Origin of the sequence: Winogradskyella sp., assembly GCF_028289625.1 — a bacterium.
In the GTDB taxonomy this organism is placed as follows: Bacteria; Bacteroidota; Bacteroidia; order Flavobacteriales; family Flavobacteriaceae; genus Winogradskyella.
Genome location: NZ_JANQOM010000030.1, coordinates 31,251 through 53,854 on the forward strand (window position 1 = coordinate 31,251; position 22,604 = coordinate 53,854).

20 protein-coding genes are annotated in these 22,604 nt (G+C 36.7%); 13 read left to right on the forward strand and 7 right to left on the reverse strand.

The features are described from left to right. Positions 1–106: 106 nt before the first annotated feature. The 5 genes from Q0992_RS06400 to Q0992_RS06420 all read left to right on the forward strand — a co-directional run bounded on the left by Q0992_RS06400 (position 107) and on the right by Q0992_RS06420 (position 10,289). Positions 107–5,848, forward strand: coding sequence for a fibronectin type III domain-containing protein (locus Q0992_RS06400; RefSeq protein ID WP_299521515.1), 5,742 nt, complete (start codon positions 107–109; stop codon positions 5,846–5,848). Between the two features lie 27 nt (positions 5,849–5,875). Then, entirely contained in the window at positions 5,876–6,787 is a 912-nt protein-coding gene (locus Q0992_RS06405) for a type IX secretion system membrane protein PorP/SprF (RefSeq protein ID WP_299521516.1), read from the forward strand. 19 nt (positions 6,788–6,806) lie between these two features. After that, positions 6,807–8,723 carry an OmpA family protein gene (locus Q0992_RS06410; RefSeq protein ID WP_299521517.1) on the forward strand — a complete coding sequence of 639 codons (1,917 nt, stop codon included), beginning with the start codon at positions 6,807–6,809 and terminating at the stop codon, positions 8,721–8,723. A gap of 105 nt (positions 8,724–8,828) precedes the next feature. Beyond that, positions 8,829–9,293, forward strand: a complete 465-nt coding sequence (locus Q0992_RS06415; RefSeq protein WP_299521518.1) for a T9SS type A sorting domain-containing protein — start codon at positions 8,829–8,831, stop codon at positions 9,291–9,293. Positions 9,294–9,296: 3 nt separating this feature from the next. Beyond that, the gene (locus Q0992_RS06420; protein ID WP_299521519.1) at positions 9,297–10,289 is read left to right on the forward strand and encodes a hypothetical protein; all 993 of its coding nucleotides are present in this window, start codon (positions 9,297–9,299) and stop codon (positions 10,287–10,289) included. Positions 10,290–10,356: 67 nt separating this feature from the next. Here Q0992_RS06420 and Q0992_RS06425 read toward each other — a convergent pair whose 3' ends face one another. Both Q0992_RS06425 and Q0992_RS06430 read right to left on the reverse strand, forming a co-directional pair. Next, entirely contained in the window at positions 10,357–10,872 is a 516-nt protein-coding gene (locus Q0992_RS06425) for a YciI family protein (protein ID WP_299521520.1), read from the reverse strand. Then, positions 10,872–11,345, reverse strand: a complete 474-nt coding sequence (locus Q0992_RS06430) for a CYTH domain-containing protein (protein ID WP_299521521.1) — start codon at positions 11,343–11,345, stop codon at positions 10,872–10,874. Before Q0992_RS06430 ends, Q0992_RS06425 begins: the two co-directional genes overlap by 1 nt. A 41-nt stretch (positions 11,346–11,386) precedes the next feature. Between Q0992_RS06430 and dinB the strand changes: the two genes are divergently transcribed. The 5 genes from dinB to Q0992_RS06455 all read left to right on the forward strand — a co-directional run bounded on the left by dinB (position 11,387) and on the right by Q0992_RS06455 (position 15,704). After that, positions 11,387–12,499, forward strand: a complete 1,113-nt coding sequence (dinB, locus tag Q0992_RS06435) for a DNA polymerase IV (RefSeq protein ID WP_299521522.1) — start codon at positions 11,387–11,389, stop codon at positions 12,497–12,499. Positions 12,500–12,536: 37 nt separating this feature from the next. Further along, positions 12,537–13,094, forward strand: coding sequence for a Crp/Fnr family transcriptional regulator (locus tag Q0992_RS06440; RefSeq protein WP_299521523.1), 558 nt, complete (start codon positions 12,537–12,539; stop codon positions 13,092–13,094). Between the two features lie 87 nt (positions 13,095–13,181). After that, on the forward strand, positions 13,182–13,961 hold the full coding sequence (locus tag Q0992_RS06445) for an SDR family oxidoreductase (RefSeq protein WP_299521524.1): 780 nt from the start codon (positions 13,182–13,184) through the stop codon (positions 13,959–13,961). 27 nt (positions 13,962–13,988) lie between these two features. Then, positions 13,989–15,389 (forward strand): aldehyde dehydrogenase, encoded by a 1,401-nt coding sequence (locus Q0992_RS06450; protein ID WP_299521525.1) that lies wholly within the window; start codon positions 13,989–13,991, stop codon positions 15,387–15,389. Positions 15,390–15,470: 81 nt separating this feature from the next. Further along, complete coding sequence (locus Q0992_RS06455) at positions 15,471–15,704, forward strand: DUF2798 domain-containing protein (protein WP_299521526.1); 234 nt, start codon at positions 15,471–15,473, stop codon at positions 15,702–15,704. 116 nt (positions 15,705–15,820) lie between these two features. Here Q0992_RS06455 and pyk read toward each other — a convergent pair whose 3' ends face one another. The 5 genes from pyk to Q0992_RS06480 all read right to left on the reverse strand — a co-directional run bounded on the left by pyk (position 15,821) and on the right by Q0992_RS06480 (position 20,126). Beyond that, on the reverse strand, positions 15,821–17,260 hold the full coding sequence (gene pyk, locus Q0992_RS06460) for a pyruvate kinase (protein WP_299521527.1): 1,440 nt from the start codon (positions 17,258–17,260) through the stop codon (positions 15,821–15,823). Between the two features lie 4 nt (positions 17,261–17,264). Further along, positions 17,265–17,741 (reverse strand): IPExxxVDY family protein, encoded by a 477-nt coding sequence (locus Q0992_RS06465; protein WP_299521528.1) that lies wholly within the window; start codon positions 17,739–17,741, stop codon positions 17,265–17,267. A gap of 137 nt (positions 17,742–17,878) precedes the next feature. Beyond that, positions 17,879–18,622 carry a ribonuclease III gene (gene rnc, locus Q0992_RS06470; protein WP_299521529.1) on the reverse strand — a complete coding sequence of 248 codons (744 nt, stop codon included), beginning with the start codon at positions 18,620–18,622 and terminating at the stop codon, positions 17,879–17,881. A gap of 7 nt (positions 18,623–18,629) precedes the next feature. Further along, positions 18,630–19,880: a beta-ketoacyl-ACP synthase II gene (fabF, locus tag Q0992_RS06475; protein ID WP_299521530.1), complete on the reverse strand. Its 1,251-nt coding sequence runs from the start codon at positions 19,878–19,880 to the stop codon at positions 18,630–18,632. A 12-nt stretch (positions 19,881–19,892) separates the two neighbouring features. Next, on the reverse strand, positions 19,893–20,126 hold the full coding sequence (locus Q0992_RS06480) for an acyl carrier protein (RefSeq protein ID WP_008269813.1): 234 nt from the start codon (positions 20,124–20,126) through the stop codon (positions 19,893–19,895). 183 nt (positions 20,127–20,309) lie between these two features. Here Q0992_RS06480 and Q0992_RS06485 point away from each other — a divergent pair, with 183 nt between their 5' ends. The 3 genes from Q0992_RS06485 (at position 20,310) to Q0992_RS06495 (ending at position 22,587) form a co-directional block, all read left to right on the forward strand. Further along, complete coding sequence (locus Q0992_RS06485) at positions 20,310–20,912, forward strand: phosphoribosylglycinamide formyltransferase (protein WP_299521531.1); 603 nt, start codon at positions 20,310–20,312, stop codon at positions 20,910–20,912. 26 nt (positions 20,913–20,938) lie between these two features. Continuing rightward, the gene (locus Q0992_RS06490; RefSeq protein ID WP_299521532.1) at positions 20,939–21,580 is read left to right on the forward strand and encodes a ribonuclease H family protein; all 642 of its coding nucleotides are present in this window, start codon (positions 20,939–20,941) and stop codon (positions 21,578–21,580) included. 80 nt (positions 21,581–21,660) lie between these two features. Further along, positions 21,661–22,587: a PfkB family carbohydrate kinase gene (locus Q0992_RS06495; RefSeq protein WP_299521533.1), complete on the forward strand. Its 927-nt coding sequence runs from the start codon at positions 21,661–21,663 to the stop codon at positions 22,585–22,587. Positions 22,588–22,604 lie beyond the last annotated feature (17 nt).

The following is a 22,604-nucleotide window of genomic DNA, read 5'->3' on the forward strand; positions in this document are numbered from 1 at the left end:
TACACCTTAATTACTAACAAAAGCTCCATTTTTAAACAAAAAAATCAATTCCTTTATAATCAGAGTGTTATAAAGGAATATATAATTTCTAACAAACCGATTAATAATGAAAAAGATTACTCTACTTTTATTGCTTTTTATGATGCTCTTTTATAGCAACGCTCAAGTTACTATAGGAGCTGGTAATCTGCAAACTGAAAATGGGCCTTTTGAGGCATATTTCGGATTTTCTTACGTGCAAACCATTTACCTAGCTTCGGAAATTAATGCCTCAGGTGATATTTCAGATATTCAGTGGTATTATAGTGGCACCTCTGCACTACCAAATAGTCAAGATTTGACTATTTATATGGCAGAATTGCCTCGGACAGAATTTGCTGACACTAATGATTGGGAGCCGATATCTTCTTTTACACAAGTTTATACTGGTGGTATTACAGTTACTGCAGGAGTAGAAGGTTGGGTAACAATTACCTTAGACGCCCCTTTTACCTATACAGGTACGGGGAACTTAGTTATTGCTGTAGAAGAGAATTCTCCTGGTTTTGATCAGTTTAGTGATGATTTTTACAACACCCAAGTAACCACAAATAGAAGTATATCTTTTTTTAGTGACTCTGTTAATCCAGACCCTTTAGCTCCACCAACGGCTAATAATATTGATGTTACAATAGCTAATATAATATTAGGCGGTATAACACAGTCTTGTCCTACACCTACAGGTTTAGACGCTATGGGTGTAACTTCGGATGAGGCTCAATTATCTTGGACAGAAAATGGAACAGCTACAACTTGGAACATTGAGATAGTGCCAGAAGGTTCAATGCAAACTGAAACACCAACAAATACTGGAGTTTCTAATCCTTTTATGGCTTCAGGACTAACACCAGCTACCAATTACACCTACTACGTGCAATCAGATTGTGGAGGTGAAGTTAGCGCTTGGGCAGGACCATTTGCATTTTCAACAGAATGTGTAACCTTTACCGCACCTTATACTGAAGATTTTGAAAATTCTGGGTCTATCCCATTGTGTTGGGCTATGGATGGAGGCGAAGATTGGTTTTTTGATGTGGCTGCAGATGTTGGAGGAGAGCATGTAGGAGATGATGGTGTTGTTACCGGAACTACCGCCTCTAACGGTTACTTTGCCTGGGCTGACTCTTCGGGTAATGATGGACCAAGAACTTTAACTAGTCCATTGATCGATATTTCAAGCTTAGCAGTCCCTACATTATCCTTTTATTTGATAAGTGATAATGAAGGTAATGCCAATAGTAATTTAGATGTCGAGGTATGGGATGGAGCCGCATGGAATAATTTAGGCACGTTCAATACAAATACCAACGGTTGGGAATTGCGAATCTTAGATCTTAGTGGATTGACCATAACAGGTGACGCACAAGTTCGTTTTATATTTTCTGAAACCGTAACAGGTGATTTTTATGATGATATTGCTATTGATGATGTTACACTTGATGAAGCCCCAGCATGTTTTAATCCGACTTTTTTAACTGCCACCAACATTACAGCTACTGAAGCTACCTTAAGTTGGACTCAAGATGGTACGGTTACACAATGGAACGTAGAAATTGTCACTGCTGGTACAGCTCCAACAGGAACAGCTACAGATACTGGTGTTCCAAACCCCTTTATGGCTTCTGGATTAACTCCAGCTACCGATTATGAATATTATGTGCAAGCAGATTGTAATGGTAATTTAAGTGGCTGGGTAGGACCATTTGCATTTTCAACAGAATGTGTAACCTTTACCGCACCTTATACTGAAGACTTTGAAAATGCAGGGACCATCCCATTATGTTGGTCTATGGACGGCGGAGAAGATTGGTTTTTTGATGTCGCTGCGGATGTAGGTGGAGAGCATGTAGGGGATGATGGAGTTGTCACTGGAAGCACAGCCTCTAACGGTTATTTTGCTTGGGCCGACTCCTCAGGTGATGAAGGACCTAGAACTTTGACTAGTCCACTAATTGATGTTACAGGCTTAACAGTCCCAGCATTATCTTTCTATTTGATAAGCGATAACGAAGGTAATGCTAATAGTGATTTAAATGTCGAGGTATGGGACGGAGCCGCATGGAATAATTTAGGCACGTTCAATACAAATACCAATGGGTGGGAATTACAAATCTTAGGTCTTAGTGGATTAACGATAACAGGAGATATACAAGTGCGTTTTATATTTTCTGAAACTGTACCTAGTGATTTTTATGATGATACTGCCATTGATGATGTGACGATTGATGAAGCTCCCGCTTGTATTGCACCATCTGGACTCACGGCATCAAACATTAATGGCACTTCAGCTGATATTTCTTGGAATGCCAATAACTCAGAGACCTCTTGGGAATATGTTTTGGCACCTGCAGGCACAGGTGAACCAAGTGGCTCAGGAACTACTGTAGCAGCCACTTCTGTTCCCCTTAGTGGACTCGATTTCTCTACATCTTATGAAGTTTGGGTAAGAGCTGATTGCGGTGCTAATGGCTTTAGTGATTGGGCTGGACCTTTACTCTTTGAGACACCTATACAAACTGATTTTACATTAGACTGTACAAGTGGCGGACCTTTAACACAAGACTATTGTTATGACAACGATGGCGAAGACACCCCTCTTATCTTTACATTTACCAGTAATGACGGTACACCATTGAATCTAATCTTTAACTCTGGTTTTATTGAAAACAACTGGGATGAGCTTGTGGTATTAGATTCTGATGGTACACCATTCCCGGGTTGGGAGCCTGGACCACCTGGTTTTGGTAATGGAAACTTTGGTAATGCAGGCGATATATCTGGACTAGTATTTCAATCCAGTGGTGATACCATCTCTTGGTATATTAATTCTGATGGCTCTGTAAGTTGTGTTACGGGTAGCACCGGTAATCCTTTAATAGAAAATGGTATTAATTATACTGTGTCCTGTGCCACATGTATTAATCCTGAAGCTACATATACTGTTGTTGATGATTGTGAAAATGGTGATCAATTTTTAATTGATGTGGATATTACCTCTTTAGGAGATGCCACTTCATTAACCATTTCTAATAACATTGATGCCACTACTGTACCAGTTACGGCAACAGGAACCTATCAAATAGGGCCTTTTCCATTTATGGTTGACGTAGTTACGACAATAAGTAACGATCAAGACACTAATTGTGTCATTAATAGCCCTGCAATACAACTATTGGCTTGTCCGCCAGAAAATGACAATCCTTGTGATGCGACTGTTGCAGTAGTCAATAGTGATATTTTATGCGAAGTCAGCACGCCTGGTAGTATTATTGAAGCCACGCCTTCGGGTGTTCCTGACCCTTCATGTGGTAGCTCTGCGGATGACGATGTTTGGTTTCAATTTGTTGCCGAAAGTGAATTTCATTTAATTTCTTTAGCTAATGTTGTAGGTAGTTCTGCTACAGATATGGATATTTCTATTTACGGAGGCACCTGTGATAACTTAACTGAGTTAGCCTGTGTTGCTGATTTTAACGACTGGTCAATTACTACACCATCGGTAACAATAGGAGAAACTTATTTTATTAGGGTAAATTCTGGTGGTACTGACTCTGAGGATACTACATTCGATTTATGTATCACTCCATATATTGCACCCGTTAATATAAGTTGTGACTTGGCAGAAAACTTCTGTAGTGGGAGTGACGCACTTGATGTTCAGTATAGTTATAATACTATTAATTTTCTTCCTGGTCTAGGAACGATAGATTGTCTGGGTACTACACCAAATCCAACCTTTTCTCTTATAGAGCTTGGAAGTTCTGGTGATATATTATTGGAAATAGTTCAAAATTCTGCATTTGATGCTAATGATAACCCAATCGGTGACGAATTAGATGTTGACTTTTTACTTTGGGGACCATTAGATCCTAATGGTGATGTTTGTGTTAATGGAGACGCCTCAACTATTAATGCTCCATTTGTAGATTGTAGTTTTTCGCCTGATGCTGTTGAAAATGTTGTACTTACTGGCGCTCAAGAGGGGGAACTATATCTATTATTGATAACTAATTGGATTCCTTCTACTAGCGTTTCTCCCAACCCAGGTGTAATTCAAATAAGACAAACTAATTTAGGTGACCCCGGAGCGGGTAGTCTTATAGCAGATCTTGAGGCAGAACTTATCAGTAACGAAGTTGTTATTGATTCTACTAACGATCCTATGGAAGTTGATGAAGTTTCAGTTTGTGGTTTTGATTCTGTTACTATTGAAACCGATTCACCTTTTGCTGATACGTTTATTTGGTTTGAAGACGGTTTTGAAATATCTGGTGAAACATCAAGTACGCTAACAGTTCCAACTGGAGGATTTGGTCTAGGGGCCACCAACTATCAAGTTCAGGCTTTTGATAATCAGTGTGGTGCTGAGGCTTTTTCACAAATTGTAATCATAAATTTCTACGATGATGCTGGCACCGTTGATCCGCAAAACATTACTATTTGCGATGGTCCTAGTTCTGATGGTGTTGAAGATTTTGATTTAGATCAGTTAACAACAGACCTTGGCTTTGGACCTGACTTTACCGTAAGTTACTATACCAGTACTGCAGACGCAAATATGGCTACAGGTGCTGTATCTTCACCATATTCGTCGTCAGGTGAGACATTAATCATTAGAGTTGAAGATACCGACGCGTCTAATGATGGCTTCTTGGGTTGTCGTCAATTATCCCAAGTAGAACTAGTAGTGCTTCCTGCTCCTTTAATTGGTATGCCTGATAATCTTGAGACATGTTCTGCTCTTACTAATGCTGAATTTACTTTAACTGATAATGACAGTGCTACACTAAATGGTTTAAATACTGCTGATTATACCGTAACATACCATAATAGTGAAATGGATGCTGAAAATGATACTGGTGCTTTAACCTCGCCTTACAGCGGTACCAATGGTGAAATTATTTACGTAAGATTGGAAGAGAATACAACAGGTTGTTATAATATTGCTTCTTTTAGTCTCATAATAACTACACCAACTCAGACAGCTACTAGCCAAGACATTGAAGAATGTGATGATAATGATGACCTATTAGACGATACTGCAGATTTTGACTTAAGTGCTCATACAAGTGTGGTGTTAGGAAGTCAAAACCCATCTAACTTTAACGTGACTTACCATACGTCTCAATCTGATGCTGACAACAACACAGATGCTTTACCAGACATCTATTCTACAGCTAGTACTACAATTTATGTAAGGGTTGAGGATGCTACATTACCAAACTGTTATGTTACTAACTCATTTAATTTGGTAGTTTTAGATGAAGTGACTGCAACAATTGAAACAAATGTATTCTATTATGACGACGATACCAACGAGTTTTTATTGTGTCCTGAAGCAGATTCTGGCACTTTGCTAACATTAGTCCCACAAGGTTTTAATGTTCAGGATGTTTCTATCCAGTGGTTATTAGATGGATTTGATATTACTGGAGCAACCGGATTATCCTATGAAGCTGTGTCGCCAGGAGATTATGCTGCTGTTATAACACTTAATGCCACAGGCTGTAGTTTTACCGTTTCAGATCTTACAGTTGTCGAACTAGAAAATTGTGTTATCCCGCAAGGTATTTCCCCAGGAGTATCAGTTGGCTTCAACGACACTTTTGATTTAAGATATTTTGACGTTACACGTTTAGAAATCTTTAATAGAAATGGAACGCTTGTATACTCTAGGGATAACTATACCAATGAATGGGTAGGCCAAACCAATGACGGCGAAGAGCTTCCAGTTGGTACGTACTTCTATACCATGGTATATGAAGGTGGTACAAAAACACGTAGTGCTTGGGTATACATTAACAGATAATCAACTAACTTGAATCAACTTAAAATAATGAAAAAACTCTCAATTATAGCGGTATTGCTCTTGGCTTTTCAAATGCATGGGCAACAAGATCCTCAGTACACGCAGTATATGTATAATATGAATATTATCAACCCTGCATATGCTGGTTCTAGGGAAAACCTCTCCTTTGGATTATTATACAGAAATCAATGGACAGCAATAGATGGTGGCCCAGAAACTGGAACATTTTTTGGTCATTCTCCAATTGGTAATAACCTTGGATTGGGTTTATCTCTAATTTCAGATCGAATTGGCCCCGTAACGGAAACCAATACTTATGTTGATGTGTCTTACACATTAAAATTTGGAGGAGAACATCGTTTAGCCTTCGGTGTTAAAGCTGGTGCAACATTTCATGATATAGATCTTACAAGTGGTAATGTTGATGTTATTGATCCCGGAGACCCCTTCTTTGGTATTGGAATCAATGAGACCACACCTAATATCGGTGCAGGTTTATTTTACTATACCAATAAATACTATATATCAGTATCGGTACCTAATATGTTATCTTCAGTGCATTTAGATTCTAATGGTAATAAAATTGGTTCTGAAACTCAACATTATTTTATAACTGGTGGTTATGTATTTGATTTGTCGCCTAATACTGAATTAAAGCCTTCTTTTATGGTTAAATCGGCTTTTGATGCGCCTACTTCTTTTGATGTTAACCTTAATGCAAGGTTTTTTAAGAAGTTTGAAATTGGAGCTTCCTATCGGTTAGATGATTCAATTTCCGGTTTAGTCAATTTTGCACTATCACCTTCTATAAGAGTGGGTTATGCCTATGATGCTGTATCTTCCGAGATTGAAGCATTTGCACCTGCATCCCATGAGGTTATGTTGCTATTTGATCTTAATTTCCCGAAACGTGTTTCTCGTTCACCTAGATACTTTTAATCCGTTAAGCTAAACAATTATGAAAAACTTAAAAATATTTTTATTTATTGCGTTGATGAGTAGTTTATGCTTAACTGCTCAGAACAGTGACACAAAAAAGGCTGATAAGCAATTTTCTAGATTTGAATTTGTTAAGGCAGCAGAGAGCTATAATAAACTTATTGAAAATGGTAAAGGTAGCCCTTATGTTTATGCGCAACTAGCAGAATCTTATTACAATATCTTTAGTACTGTTGAAGCTGAAAGATGGTATGCAAAGGCCTTAGAAACATCTAACGATCCAGAATTGATTTACAAATATTCGGAAATGCTTAAGGCTAATGGAAAGTATGAGGAGTCCAACCAACAAATGGAAAAATTCGCTTCGATGCGTCCTTCTGACAATAGAGCTACAGCATATAGAAAGAATCCTAATTATTTACCTAAAATCTTAGAACAAGGTAAAAAGTTTAACGTTCAAGATGCTGGTTTTAATTCTGAGCAATCAGATTTTGGTGGCACTATCTATGATGGTAAGCTATACATAGCTTCTGGTCGTAATGACAATCGTAAAACCTACGGATGGAATCAAGAACCTTTCTTGGATATTTATTCATTATCAAAAAACGCTGATGGTTCTTATCAGGCTGCTACATTATTAAATGACAAAATAAATACCAAATTTCACGAAGGATTGGTATCTTTTTCCCCAGATGGTAACACCATGTATTTTACAAGGGAAAGTTATTTTGAAAAAGACTTTCAAAAAGACTCATTAAGCAATGCCAGATTTGGGCAATTATATCTTTTTAAAGCTACAAAGTTAGGATCGGATTGGGATACTGTAGAGAGTTTATCCATCAACAGTGAAAATTATTCCGTAAAAAATCCTTCTGTTAGTCCTGATGGTAAAACCCTATATTTTTCATCGAATATGCCAGGAGGTTATGGTCTGTTCGACCTGTATAAAGCACCTATTAATGACGATGGTACAATTGGTGAACCAGAAAACTTAGGTCAAAAAATTAACACTGAAGGACAAGAAATGTTCCCTTATATTAGTAGTAATAACACACTCTATTTTTCATCTAATGGTCATTTAGGGCTTGGTGGAATGGACGTCTTTTATACTAAAGAAATTGATGGTAAAATGGCTCCTATTAGAAATGTGGGTATTCCTATTAATAGTAATGGTGATGATTTTGCATTTACAATAGATGAAGAATCAGAAGAAGGTTTTGTTTCTTCTAATAGAGATGGCGGGCAAGGTAGTGATGATGTCTATGCCTTTAAAAAATTACAACCGCTTTGTGATGTTCTTATAACAGCTACTGTCTTAGATGATACTACAAGAGAACCTTTAAGCGGTGCTTCAGTTTCTTTATACGATGCCCAAGGTAATAAAGTTGTATCCAAAACGAGTAACGAGCAAGGTGTTGCTGAATTTATTGTTGAATGCGAAAATGACGTTGAGCTAGAAGTGGTTATGGAAGACTTTGAAAGCAAAAAAGTTCAAGTAAGCGGAACAAGTGAAGAAGAATTAACCGTTCAGATTTCTTTAGACCCAATAGAGGAAATTATTAAGCCAGAAGAAATTGTCTTAAACCCAATTTATTTTGATTTCGACAAATCGAACATTACGGCTAAAGCTGCATTTGAATTAGACAAATTAATTCAAATCATGAACAAATATCCAGATTTAGTTATTAATGCTACATCGCATACAGACAGTAGAGGTTCTGATTCCTATAACAGAAGCCTTTCGCAACGTAGAGCCAAGAGTACACAGCAATATGTAATTTCTAAGGGTATTGATGAATCTCGTATCTCTGCTGAAGGAAAAGGTGAAAGTGAGCTTAAAGTAAAGTGTGGTTCTAACTGTACTGATGAAGAACATCAACAAAACAGACGTTCAGAATTCTTAATAGTTAGTGGAGGACCTCAAGCTCAAAAATAGTCTTGTTAATAAATCATTTATCAAAAAGCCTATCAAATTAACAAATGATAGGCTTTTTTAAGACTATCCACGTATTTTTAATATCTATTAATCAAACATTTATTAATGAAAAAAAAACTGCTCTTTTTGACACTATTAGGTTTTGCTCTCCAGATGACAGCTCAAAATCATGTACTTTCTTCAGGTTCAGACAGTGAGTCATCAGCAGGAAAAGTTACTTATTCTGTTGGCTTAATCCATTATAAGGAAGCAACAGGAACTGGTGGAAGTTTGTCTGTTGGATCGCAAATACCTTTCGAAGTTTCAGAAACCCTAAGTATAGACGAGTTTAATAATTTAACGCTTAAAGTTTTCCCAAATCCAACGGAGAATTTTTTGAACGTTCATTTAAATTCTGTGGATGACTTTACCTATCAAATTATAGACTTATCCGGTAGAACTGTAACATCTGGAGAGTTAAATACATTACAATCTAAAATCGAACTCACATCGCTCGAAACTTCAATTTACATCTTTAATATACTTAAAGATAATACCATTGTTAAATCTTTTAAAATTTCAAAAAAATAATCCATGAAAAACTTATACTTAACTGCTCTGTTATTCTTTATCTCTTTTGTTTCTTTTGCCCAAGCGCCCGAGTTAATGAGTTATCAAGCCTTAGTGCGCAATGCAAATGGTGACTTAATTCAAGACACGTCTGTTGGAATAAGAATTAGCATATTACAAAATTCAGAAACAGGAACAGCAGTGTATACAGAAACCCATACCGTTTCTACAAATGAAAATGGATTAGTTACTTTGTCTATAGGTTCTGGTTCAACTTCTGATGACTTCGCTTCCATTGATTGGGGCGATGGAACTTACTATATAAAATCTGAAACCGACCCGACAGGTGGCACCAATTACACCATTGAAGGTACTAGCCAGTTATTGAGTGTGCCATATGCTTTGTACGCTAAAAATTCAGGGGACAGTTCGAATAATACAAGCAACCCTGTCTCATCCGAAGAAGCTAGTTCAAGTTTTGCCTTTTCCGATAACATTAGTGATACAACCTATGCATTAAGTATTTCTACAGGCACGTGGGTAGCTCAAAGTGGTTCAGGAACTATTGTCGCTTCTAATGGAAATTTTGCATTTTCAGACAGTATCAGTGATGATACATACGTTTTTGATCAATCAGAAGGTGCTTGGATAAGTCAAAGTGGTTCTGGAACTATAATTGGATCTGGTGGAAATTTTGCGTTTTCTGATAGTATCAGTGACACGACTTATGCTTTCAGTCAATTTACAGGAACTTGGATTAGTCAAAGTGGCTCAGGGTCTATGATAGGCTCTAATGGAAATTTTGCGTTTTCTGACAGTATCAGTGATACAACCTACGCTTTCAATCAATATACAGGCACTTGGGTAAGTCAAAGTGGAAGTGGTTCGCTAGTAGCCTCTAATGGTAGCTTTGCATTTTCAGATAGTATTAGTGATATGACTTATGCTTTCAATCAATCTACGGGCACATGGGTTGGTCAAAGTGGTTCTGGATCAATTGTTGGTTCAAATGATTAAATGATAGAAAGCTAAAGCAACTTAAAATCTAGATTAATAACGCTCTGATTTCTCAGAGCGTTATTTGTTATCTCAATGGAAACCCTTTCGCTGCCCACCAAGGATGGACTTCTATTACCAATCGGCCTGCTTTAACCATTGGGTCGGCATTGGCTAAACTGTCTGCCATTTGTAGGGTAGGTACGTTGTATATGGTAATACCTTTAATATCACCATCATCACCAAAAGGTCCTGAAATATCGGCATATCCCAACTCGTACATTTTGCCTAAATGTGCCAAATGTTCGTTTTGTAATTTGGATGCTTCCTCCTCATTTTGATTACGTATTGGCCCTCGTTTTAAAAATGCAATAAAGTACTGCTGCATCAATGTAGTGTCATTGGTCTTTTCATCGACGTAATCGAAAACTTGGTAGCCTTTATCCACAAGTTTTGCTTTTATTTCAGCAATAGACTGTTCTTTAATAGTTTCAATATCCGCTGTAGCCTCATTAGCTAATTCCTCTGCACCTATCTTTTTATCTTCATTATTGCAAGACACAAGAACACAAAACACTAATAGCGCTAAGATTATTCTTTTCATTATTTCCAATATTTATAAGGTTGTTTACTTAATTGCGAGTTATAATATCTAATATCACCTGTAACTTCCTTCCCTAACCATTTAGGTTTCTCAAAAGCCTCTTCTTTTGATTGTAGCTCAATTTCAGCAATAATTAAACCCTCGTTATCACCAAAAAACTCATCAATCTCAAAAATATGGTCACCAGATTTTACCTCATAGCGTATTTTATCAATAATAGGTTTTTCACGTAGTTCTAATAGTGATTCAGCTTCTTGTTTAGAGATTTCCTTTTCCCATTCAAAACGTGATAAACCATCATCGGAAGATTTTCCTTTTACCGTTATATAGCCTGTATCCTCTTTTAGCCTTATACGCACCGTTCGTTCTTTATGTGTATTCAAAAAACCTTGCTTGATAACATAGCTTTTTAAAGCTTCTTCTTTAAATTTTTCTGACGTTACTAAAAACTTACGTTCAATCTCTTCAGCCAAAACAGCTAAGATTTAAGGTGATTAATGCCTAAATTTACATTATGATTGACGATTTACCAATAAGAAAGATAATTCATATCGATATGGATGCCTTTTATGCCTCTGTAGAGCAAATGGATAATCCCGAACTTAAAGGTAAACCTATTGCTGTTGGCGGTGGTAGCAAAAGAGGCGTGATTAGCGCTGCAAGTTATGAAGCCCGTAAATATGGCGTAAAAAGTGCTATGTCTGGCCGCTTAGCGGAAAAACTTTGCCCTCATCTAATATTTGTTAGACATCGTTTTGATCGCTACAAGGAAATTTCTAATCGTGTCCGAAGCATTTTTTTTGATTATACCGACTTAGTAGAGCCCTTATCATTAGATGAAGCCTATCTCGATGTTACTGAGAATAAAATAGGGTTACCTAGTGCCACTTTAATTGCCCAGAAAATAAGACAACGCATTTTTAATGAGATTGGACTAACAGCTTCCGCTGGTATTTCCATTAACAAATTTATTGCTAAGGTAGCGAGCGATTATAATAAACCCAATGGACAAAAAACCGTAAACCCAGAGGATGTTATACAGTTTTTGGAAGATTTGGATATTAGAAAGTTTTATGGCGTTGGTAAGGTGACAGCAGAAAAAATGTATCAAAAAGGCATTTTTACTGGTAAAGATTTAAAATCTAAAAGCCTAGACTATTTAGACAATAACTTTGGTAAGTCTGGTCGTTATTATTACCATGTGGTACGTGGCATTCACAACAGTGAAGTAAAACCCAACCGAATACGAAAGTCTTTAGCCGCAGAACGCACCTTTAGTGAGAATTTGTCTTCTGAAATCTTTATGCTCGAAAAATTGGAGCAAATTGCTGAAGAGGTTTCAAGACGATTAGATAAAAGTGAAGTCGCAGGAAAAACAGTTACTTTAAAAATAAAGTATAGCGACTTTACATTGCAAACAAGAAGTAAAACCTTGCCCTATTACATAAGTGACAAAGCTATTATTCTAGAAACAGCGAAAGATTTACTATACCAAGAAAAGCTCAATAATTCGGTACGGCTTTTGGGTATTTCACTCTCTAATCTAAATACGGATAAATCCACCTTGAATAAAGCTTCTGTAGATGAAAAAAAATCTGTCAGCGTACAGTTAAAGTTTGATTTTTAATGTATTAAATTTATAACCTTAAAGCTAATCCTAAAAAATGTTTCAATCAAAATTCTTCTCTTCAAAAAATCTATTAGACTGGAATATTGAATACAATCTTGGCTTACAGAATAGATTACTGAAAAAAGACGAATTACTACTCGAAGCTGGACAACGATGCGATTACTTTTATTTTGTCTTAAAAGGTTTCCTGCGTGTTTACTATCTTGATATTGATGGAAACGAAATCACCCATTGGTTTTCACCAAAAGACACAACTATCACCTCACCATTCAGCTATTTTAATAAGGAAGAGAATATTCTTTTCATTCAGGCTTTAGAAGAAACGGACGTTTTGCTCATCTCTTCAGACCAGCTTAATACTGTTATTGAAAATGTACCTTCCGCCAATAAAGAAGCCCGAAAGTTGCTTGCAGAATTTGCAATGACCTTTAGCCGAAGAGTAATGGAAATACATACAAAAACTGCCGAATCTAGATATCTCAAGCTCATGGCAGAACACTCTACCATTTTTCAAAAAGCTAAACTATCTCATATTGCTTCCTTTTTAGGTATCACTCAACAAAGCTTAAGCAGAATCAGAAAAAATATCTGACACATCGTTTTTTACCATAGGGTAAATATTTCATCGATTGCACCCAATAATTTTGTGGTATCGTTTTAAGTTAAAAATCGAATCACAATGAAAACAACAGCATTAATTACAGGAGCAGCAAGCGGCATCGGGAAAGAATTTTCTCGTATTCACGCTGCTAAAGGTGGCGACATCGTTGCCGTTGACATGAACGCTGAAGGGCTTAAATCCTTAAAAAGCGAATTAGAAAACCAATTTGGTACAACGGTTTACACCATTGTTAAAAATCTTACCGAATTATCCGCACCACAAGAAATCTATGATGAGTTAAAAAACAGTAATATTAAAATAGATTACCTCATTAATAACGCGGGCTTTGGTGGCGTTGGTGCATTTCACGAAAGAAACTGGAACACAGATTTGGCAATGATTCAGGTAAACGTATTGGCACTTACGGCATTGACCAGACAATTCTTACCAGATTTTATTGCTCGCGATTCTGGAAAGATATTAAATGTATCATCTACAGTGAGTTTAATCCCAGGCCCATTTCAAGCTGTATATTTTGCAACTAAGGCCTTTGTAACGTCCTTTAATAGATCTATATATGGTGAATTAAGCGGCACCAATGTATCTTCTACGGCAGTATTGCCAGGTGCTACAAAAACAGCATTTGGTGATCACTCTGGGATGAATAAAACCGCTATTTACAAAAAGCCAGCAAGCGCAGCCGATGTTGCCTTAGAAGGTTACAACGCCATGGAAAAAGGAGAGGTTGAAGTCATTGCCGGATTAGGTTTCAACCAAAGATTAGAACTAAGACTTGCACCATTTTTATCGGCAAAATCTTTAATCAATAGAATTAAAAAGCAATCGGCAGTTAATTAATTATACTGCATCAAAAATATAGAAATCATGACCACACAAACACCCCTTTCAATAGAACAATTTGAGAAAGACGTCAATCAATTAGTAAACAACCAAAGAGCGTATTTTAACAGTAACGCTACACGCTCCGCAGAGTTTAGATTGAAGCAACTAAAAAAGCTAAAGGCCTTACTATTAGAGCACGAGGAAGAAATGCACCAAGCCATATTTAAAGACTTTGGTAAATCTAAATATGAAAATCAGTTAACCGAGTTTTTTCCGTTAATTGATGAGATTAATCTAACCATAAAAAATCTCAAAAAATGGATGCAGCACAAAAGTGTTAGAACCAATTTGCTAAACTTCCCGGCAAAAAGCTATTTAGTACCAGAACCTTTAGGTGTTACTTTAGTTATTGGTGCATGGAACTTTCCGTACAACCTATCTTTAACACCAATGGTTGGGTCTATGGCCGCAGGTAATACTACGATTTTAAAACCTAGTGAGCTTCCTGTAGAAACCAGTAAAATAATGACTAAAATTATCAACGAAAATTTTGATCCAAATTACTTATGCGTTGTAGAAGGTGCCATCCCAGAAACCACGGCATTACTAAAACAACGTTACGATAAGATATTTTTTACAGGTAGTCCAATGGTCGGTAAAATCGTTAATAAAGCTGCTGCTGAACACCTAACCAATGTTACCTTAGAGCTAGGAGGTAAAAACCCTGCTATCTTTCATAAAGACGCTGCTTTAAAGATTGGTGTTAAACGTATGATCTGGGCAAAATTCGTCAACTCTGGCCAGTTTTGTATTACTACCGATTACGCCTTGGTACATAAAGACATTAAAGAAGAGTTTTTAAAGTTGACCATACAAGAAATTGAAAAGGGTAATTTCTCTGAAGAAAACAATAACTATGTTCAGATAATTAACAGCAGAAACTTTGATCGTGTGGTGAATCTTATTGACCCAGAAAAGGTACATTATGGTGGTGGTTATAATCGTGAGGATCGAAGAATTCAACCTACCATATTAACTGAAGTAAATTTAGATGACAAGGTAATGCAAGAAGAGATTTTTGGACCCTTATTACCAGTCATTGAATATGAAACCATAGATGAGGCCTTTGACATCATTAAACGTTTTGAAAAACCATTGGCAGCTTATTTATTCTCTGATAGCAACGCTATAAAAGACCGCTTTTTGAATGAAATTCCGTTTGGTAGCGGTGGTATTAACGACTGCGTTATGCAAGTATCTAATCCTAATATACCTTTTGGTGGAGTTGGTCATAGTGGTATGGGTCGTTATCATGGTAAGTATAGTTTTGAGTGCTTTTCACATTTTAAAGGAGTGCTTGATAAACCTACCGTTATAGAAACCAATTTAAAATACTATGGTTATAGCGAAAAGCGCATGAAGATTATGAAAGCCTTAAGTTAACCGTCATTATTAAATTTAAAAATAAACTACTAGGAGTTGCCTTACATCAACAAGTTAAGGCAACCTGTAACCCCAAAATCTATGAAAGATTTAGTTAGTAAACAGGAGGTCAAAAGAAAACTTGTTTTTGCTTTAATTATGGGAATGATAACTACGGGTATTATTTCTTTCGCGTTAATAGCTATTAATTTAGGGATAACTGAAAGTTTTCTAAAAACCTGGATAAAATCGTGGATATTGGCTTATGTATTTGTCATTCCAGCAATATTATTTATTGCGCCATGTGTAGAACGCCTTGTTAGTCGTTTGGTATAATTGTTCTTTCTTTAGTGATGAAGTAATTGTTGAAGTTGCTCAAAGAGAGTGGCAGCAGAAGGCACGCTCCTATAGCTGTTATAGAAGAGTGGAACGCTTAAATATAAATTTTTATATTAAAAGCTACAACTCTCAATTTCAGTAACACGTAGTGTATTTACCATACCTTTGGCTTGTATTGGCATTGCTGCTAAGCTAATAAGCATATCTCCCACTTCGAGATAGCCTTTTTTACAGGCTATAGCATTAACGTCTTCTATGGTTTCGTCCGTGCTTACAAATCGATCATAATAAAATGCTTCAACGCCCCAGAGCAAACTCAATTGTGTCAGAATTCGCGTGTTAGAAGTGAAAACCAATATGTGCGCCTTTGGTCTCCAAGCCGATATTTGAAAAGCGGTATATCCACTATTGGTCAAAGTAGAAATGGCTTTGGCATTGATTTCGTTGGCCATATTTGCCGCATGATAGCATATAGACTTTGTAATATAACGTTTAGTACGTATATGAGGTGGCGATTGCGGTACTTCAATTAATGGGGAGTCTTCCACACTACGAATGATGTTCGCCATCTGTCTAATAACCTGTACTGGATATTGACCAACAGACGTTTCACCAGACAACATTACGGCATCGGCACCATCCATAACGGAGTTAGCGACATCATTGACCTCTGCACGTGTCGGAGTTAAGCTTGTAATCATGGTCTCCATCATCTGTGTAGCAATGATTACGGGTATCCTAGCACGCTTAGCTCTAAGCACCAATTGCTTCTGGATAAGTGGTACTTCCTGAGCAGGAATCTCCACACCCAAATCACCTCGAGCTACCATCAAACCATCACAATAAGCAACTATTTTATCGATATTCTCAACAGCTTCGGGCTTTTCTATCTTGGCTATAATCGGAATTTTATAATCGCTATGTTCCTTGATTAATTCCTCTAATTGTATTAAATCCTCTGCATGCCTAACAAAAGACAAGGCAATCCAATCAACGCGCTGTCCAATGGCAAAAATGGCATCGTCTATATCTTTCTCGGTTAAGGCTGGTTGAGAAATATTAGTGTTCGGTAGATTAACTCCTTTTTTGGATTTTAAGGGTCCTCCCTGAAGTACTTTTGCTTTTACTTCAGATGTCCCATCCGTAGAAACAACTTCGAAGATTAGCTTACCGTCGTCTAACAATATACGCTCACCAGGCTTGGCATCCTGAGGAAAGTTCTCATAGGTCATATAAACACGTTCCTTTGTCCCTTCAAATCGTTCTCCTGTAGCGAAAATTATTTCATCCCCTTCATTGACGATGACATCTCCCTTCATAGTGCCAACACGCAGTTTCGGCCCTTGTAAATCTGCCAAAATTGATGCATTGTAGCCATGCTCGGCATTAAGCGCTCTTATCATTTTAATACGCTCCTCAACATCTTTATAATCTGCATGGGAAAAATTGATTCTAAAAACATTGGCACCTTCCTCTAGCATCGCCTTTAAAATTTCCTTATTGCTGGTTGCAGGGCCTAAGGTGGCTACTATTTTTGTTTTTTTATTTGACATTAATTCAAAAGATTAAATGGTCTTTAGATTTTATTTGTGATGGATTTACCGAATAACTGGTTACAATCTGCTGAATATTCTGCAGTTTATGTAAAATTAATTTATCATTTATGTTCTGTATTTCATCTGAAATTTTAATAAAGTAATCTACACTTTTATGTTCTGGAACAAGATTAAAAATCTTTATGACTTTGTCTTCAGACTGAAATAGACCAGTACTGTATAAGCTATCCTCTTCTTTTTTGCAAACGTTAGATACTAAATTCCAAGTAACATATTGCGAGGCATTATTCCATTCAAAAATACTGTATGATGACTTTAAATACTCAAAATCCAAATCGTTTGATTTCCGTTTTAAATTAAGTCCTAAACTTTGGTTGAGTAAATAAGCCAAACGGTAATCTTCTAGCCCACAATGAATCGCAATAAGTTTGTAGGTATCGTCATAAAAATCATCAACCAGAAGTTTATGTAAAGCCATACAGTTACAACTTTGAGTGGTAAATATAGTATAATAATAGGTTGATTATGTCAACTTTTGGTTAATCTTGTTGCTTAAAACCTACGAAAACGTTGTAGTAAAATAGGATTTAAAAATAAACTTAAATATCGATACAATCAGATATGCTTGGTGATTTGTTTCTGAAATGCAAAAAATGCACGTTTTGATGCTTTTTCTTCTGCTTTCTTCTTGGAAGTTGCCCTTGCTTTGGATACCACTTTGTCATTGATACTTAGCTTAACTGAAAAATGCTTTAACTCGTCATTTCCTGTATCCTCATAGACCTCATAGTCAAAGGTGTTTTTCTCTTTTTGACACCATTCTATCAATAAACTTTTATAGCTAATAACCTTTCCTTCTAGGGTTTCGATATCAACATGAGGGTTAATAACACGCTTGTATAAGAAATTTTCACAAACCTTATAACCTTTATCTAAATAGATGGCCCCTACTAAGGCTTCAAATAAATTGCCATGAATATTATTACCAAAATTAGATTTAGGGATTCTACTTTGCACTAAGCCTATGAGATTCAATTCTTTACCCAACTCATTGAGGTGTTCTCTGCTTACCACCTTAGAACGCATTTTGGTGAGATAACCTTCATCTCCATGAGGTACCTGTTCATAGAGATAGGCAGCAATAACTGAACTTATCATAGCATCTCCCACAAATTCCAGTCTTTCATAGTTAATTGGATTCCCCTTTTTATCCTTTATATTCATGGAACGATGCGTAAAGGCTTTTATGTAAAGAGATTGGGATTTTGGCTTAAAACCCAAAATCTTTTTTAGTTGTAAAAAAAAATTCCCGTCTTGTTCAGTACGGGAATTCTTTAATATGTTACGAATGAAACCCATTCGGGATTTAATCTAGCTTTTTAAATAATACACAAGCGTTGTGACCGCCAAATCCAAATGTATTACTCATTGCGACTTTAATATCTCGTTTCTGAGCTTTATTGAGCGTCAAATTCAATTCTGGGTCTATGCTTTCGTCAACCGTTTCGTGGTTAATTGTAGGTGGAACCATACTGTTTTCTATGGCCAAAATCGAAGCAATAGCCTCAATGGCTCCTGCTGCGCCCAACAAATGGCCTGTCATAGACTTGGTAGAATTAATATTGATATTTTTAGCATGGCTGCCAAACACTTCTGATATAGCTTTCAATTCAGCAACATCACCTAATGGCGTGGATGTGCCATGTGTATTAATATGATCTACATCTTCAGGGTCTAAGCCCGCATTTTCTAAACAATTCTTCATTACTGCAACAACGCCTATTCCATCTGGATGTGGAGCTGTCATATGATAAGCATCAGAGGATAAACCACCACCAATAACCTCGGCATAGATTTTAGCTCCTCTGGCTTTGGCATGTTCGTATTCCTCGAGGATAATAGCACCTGCACCTTCACCTAATACAAAACCATCACGATTAGCATCAAACGGTCTTGAAGCGGTCTCGGGACTATCGTTTCTTGTAGACATCGCATGCATGGCATTAAAACCACCCATACCTGCAATAGTAACAGCAGCTTCACTTCCACCAGTAATAATAACATCACAATGCCCTAAACGAATAGTATTTAGTGCATCGATAAGAGAATTTGCAGACGAGGCACACGCTGAAACAGTTGTATAATTTGGCCCCATAAAGCCATGCTTTATAGAAATGTTCCCTGGAGCAATGTCCGCAATCATCTTTGGGATAAAGAATGGGTTAAATCTTGGAGTACCATCCCCTTTGGCATAATTTAGGACTTCTTCCTGAAAGGTTTCAAGACCACCTATTCCAGCTCCCCAAATAACACCTACCCTATATTTGTTTATTGTGTCTAGATCTAGATTCGCATCTGCAATAGCTTCATCTGAAGCCACCATAGCATATTGCGAAAATTTATCCATCTTACGTGCTAACTTTCTATCAATAAAGTCAGTAACATTGAAATTTTTTACTTCACAAGCGAACTGTGTTTTGAACTTTTCAGCATCAAAATGTGTAATTGGGGCAGCGCCACTTTTCCCATTGACAAGACCATCCCAATATTCATCTTTGGTATTGCCAATTGGTGTAAGTGCACCTAAACCAGTAACTACGACTCGCTTTAATTCCATAAAAATAAAGTCTTATTTTGCTTCTTCTATATAAGAGATAGCTTGACCAACTGTTGCAATGTTTTCAGCTTGATCATCTGGGATTTGAATATCAAATTCTTTTTCAAATTCCATGATTAATTCTACAGTATCTAGTGAATCTGCACCTAAGTCGTTAGTGAAGCTCGCTTCAGTTACAACTTCGTTTTCATCAACACCTAATTTGTCTACGATAATCGCTTTTACTCTTGATGCAATGTCTGACATAATCTTTTAATTTTAAGTTTTAATTAGACCGCAAAAATAAAAAACTTTATTTTAAAAATCATCTTTACCGATAAAATGTGCACTTTAGTGCAAAAATTCGGCAGAAGTCTTTTTGTTTTGTGCCTAATTGTAAATTATTATTCTTTTTTTTGTTTTTGAACTTTATGAAGATTGCAATTATATATGAAACGTGTAGTAATTTTTGCGTCCGGTAGCGGAAGTAATGCTGAAAATTTAATTCGGTTTTTTCAAAATAGTGACCATGCTTCTGTTGTTCAGGTATTGACCAACAATCCTCATGCCAAAGTATTAGAACGATGTAAAATTCTAAAAATTAGCGCTTTATCTTTCAATAGAATTGCATTCTCTAAGTCAAATGATGTGCTCAATATTTTAAGAATTAACCAACCAGATTTAATTATTCTTGCTGGTTTTCTTTGGAAATTTCCTGAATTCATTTTAAATGAATTCAAAAATAAAGTCATAAATATTCACCCAGCCCTTTTACCAAAATATGGTGGAAAAGGCATGTATGGTATGCATGTTCACAAAGCTGTAGTTGCCAATAAAGAAGCCGAAACTGGGATTACCATTCACTATGTCAATGAAAATTATGATGAGGGAGCTATTATTTTTCAAGCAAAATGCGAGGTTTTACCTATAGAATCCGCTGAAGAGGTAGCTGCCAAGATACACGAATTGGAGATGGAGTATTTTCCTTTGGTAGTCGAGAAATTGCTGGGCACTGAGGCTCTCGAAGTGCCCTTTAAAAAAGATTTATTGTGACTTCGAGAGCCTCAGTCACCATCAAAATGAGCAAAAAGAAAACAAAATACTACACCGTCTGGAAAGGTCACAATACTGGAGTCTTTGAATCTTGGGAAGATTGTAAGGCCCAGATTAAAGATTTTAAGGGAGCGCAATACAAATCGTTTTCAACCTTTGAAGCTGCCAAAAAAGCTTATAAAGAAGGTCCTAATGATTATATTGGAAAATCTAAAACATTTAAAAGCGAGCTTTCGGACGAGCAACTTAAAAAAATCGGATCACCCAACCTCAACTCTATTTGTGTTGATGCCGCTGTAAGTGGTAACCCAGGTAAGATGGAATATAGAGGTGTCGATACCAAAACCAAAAGACAACTATTTATCCAAGGTCCTTTTGAAGAAGGCACTAATAATATAGGAGAGTTCTTAGCCATTGTTCACGGTTTAGCTTTTTTAAAACAGCACAAAAGCAATCGCATTATTTACACGGACTCAAAAACGGCTATGAGTTGGGTACGAAAAAAAACATGCAATTCTAAGCTAGAACGTACTGAAAACAACAAACCTTTATTTGAGTTGGTTGACCGCGCAATAAAATGGCTAAAAACCAATGAGTACCAAACCACAATTGTTAAATGGGAAACCAAAGCCTGGGGAGAGATTCCTGCAGATTTTGGAAGAAAATAATCGCATTGTATTGTTATAGAGTGTTATTTTATAAGGAATATATTTTATGTACTTTTGCACCTTAAATTAAAATTGCATTAATGGGCAAATTAGTGATTGTCGGAACTTTAGCATTTGATGCTATAGAAACCCCTTTTGGTAAAACTGACAAAATTCTTGGTGGAGCTGCTACTTTTATTGGTTTGGCCGCATCTCAATTTAAAGTGGATTGTGCTGCAGTTTCAATCGTTGGTGATGACTTCCCTCAGGATTATTTAGATCTTCTGTCAGGAAGAGGTGTAAATCTTAAAGGTGTTGAAATTGTTAAAGGAGGGAAAACCTTTTTTTGGAGTGGTCGTTACCATAATGATATGAACTCTCGAGATACTTTAGTTACCGAATTAAATACACTTGCTGATTTTAATCCTGTTGTTCCTGAGGACTACCTCAATGCTGAAGTTGTAATGCTTGGGAATTTACACCCTGCTGTACAAATGAGCGTCTTAAACCAAATGACGACAAAACCTAAAATGGTAATTTTAGACACCATGAATTTCTGGATGGATAGTGCTCTAGAAGATTTACATAAAGTAATGCAGCATATCGATGTGATTACTATTAATGATGAAGAGGCCAGACAATTAACAGGCGAATATTCATTGGTCAACGCAGCCAGTAAAATTCATAAAATGGGCCCTCAATTCGTAGTTATTAAAAAGGGAGAGCACGGGGCCTTATTGTTCAATGAAGACAATGTGTTCTACGCGCCAGCATTGCCATTAAGAGAAGTCTTTGATCCGACCGGAGCAGGAGATACTTTCGCAGGAGGTTTTGCTGGGTACTTAGCAAGAACAGAAGATTATTCATTTGAAAATATGAAAAATGCCATTATATATGGATCCACAATGGCTTCTTTTTGTGTAGAAAAGTTTGGCACAGAACGTATGGTGGATCTTAAAGCCGATGAAATCCGTAAACGTTTGCAACAATTTAAGAATTTAACACAATTCGATATAAGACTAACTTAAACCAACGCGCTTCTGAA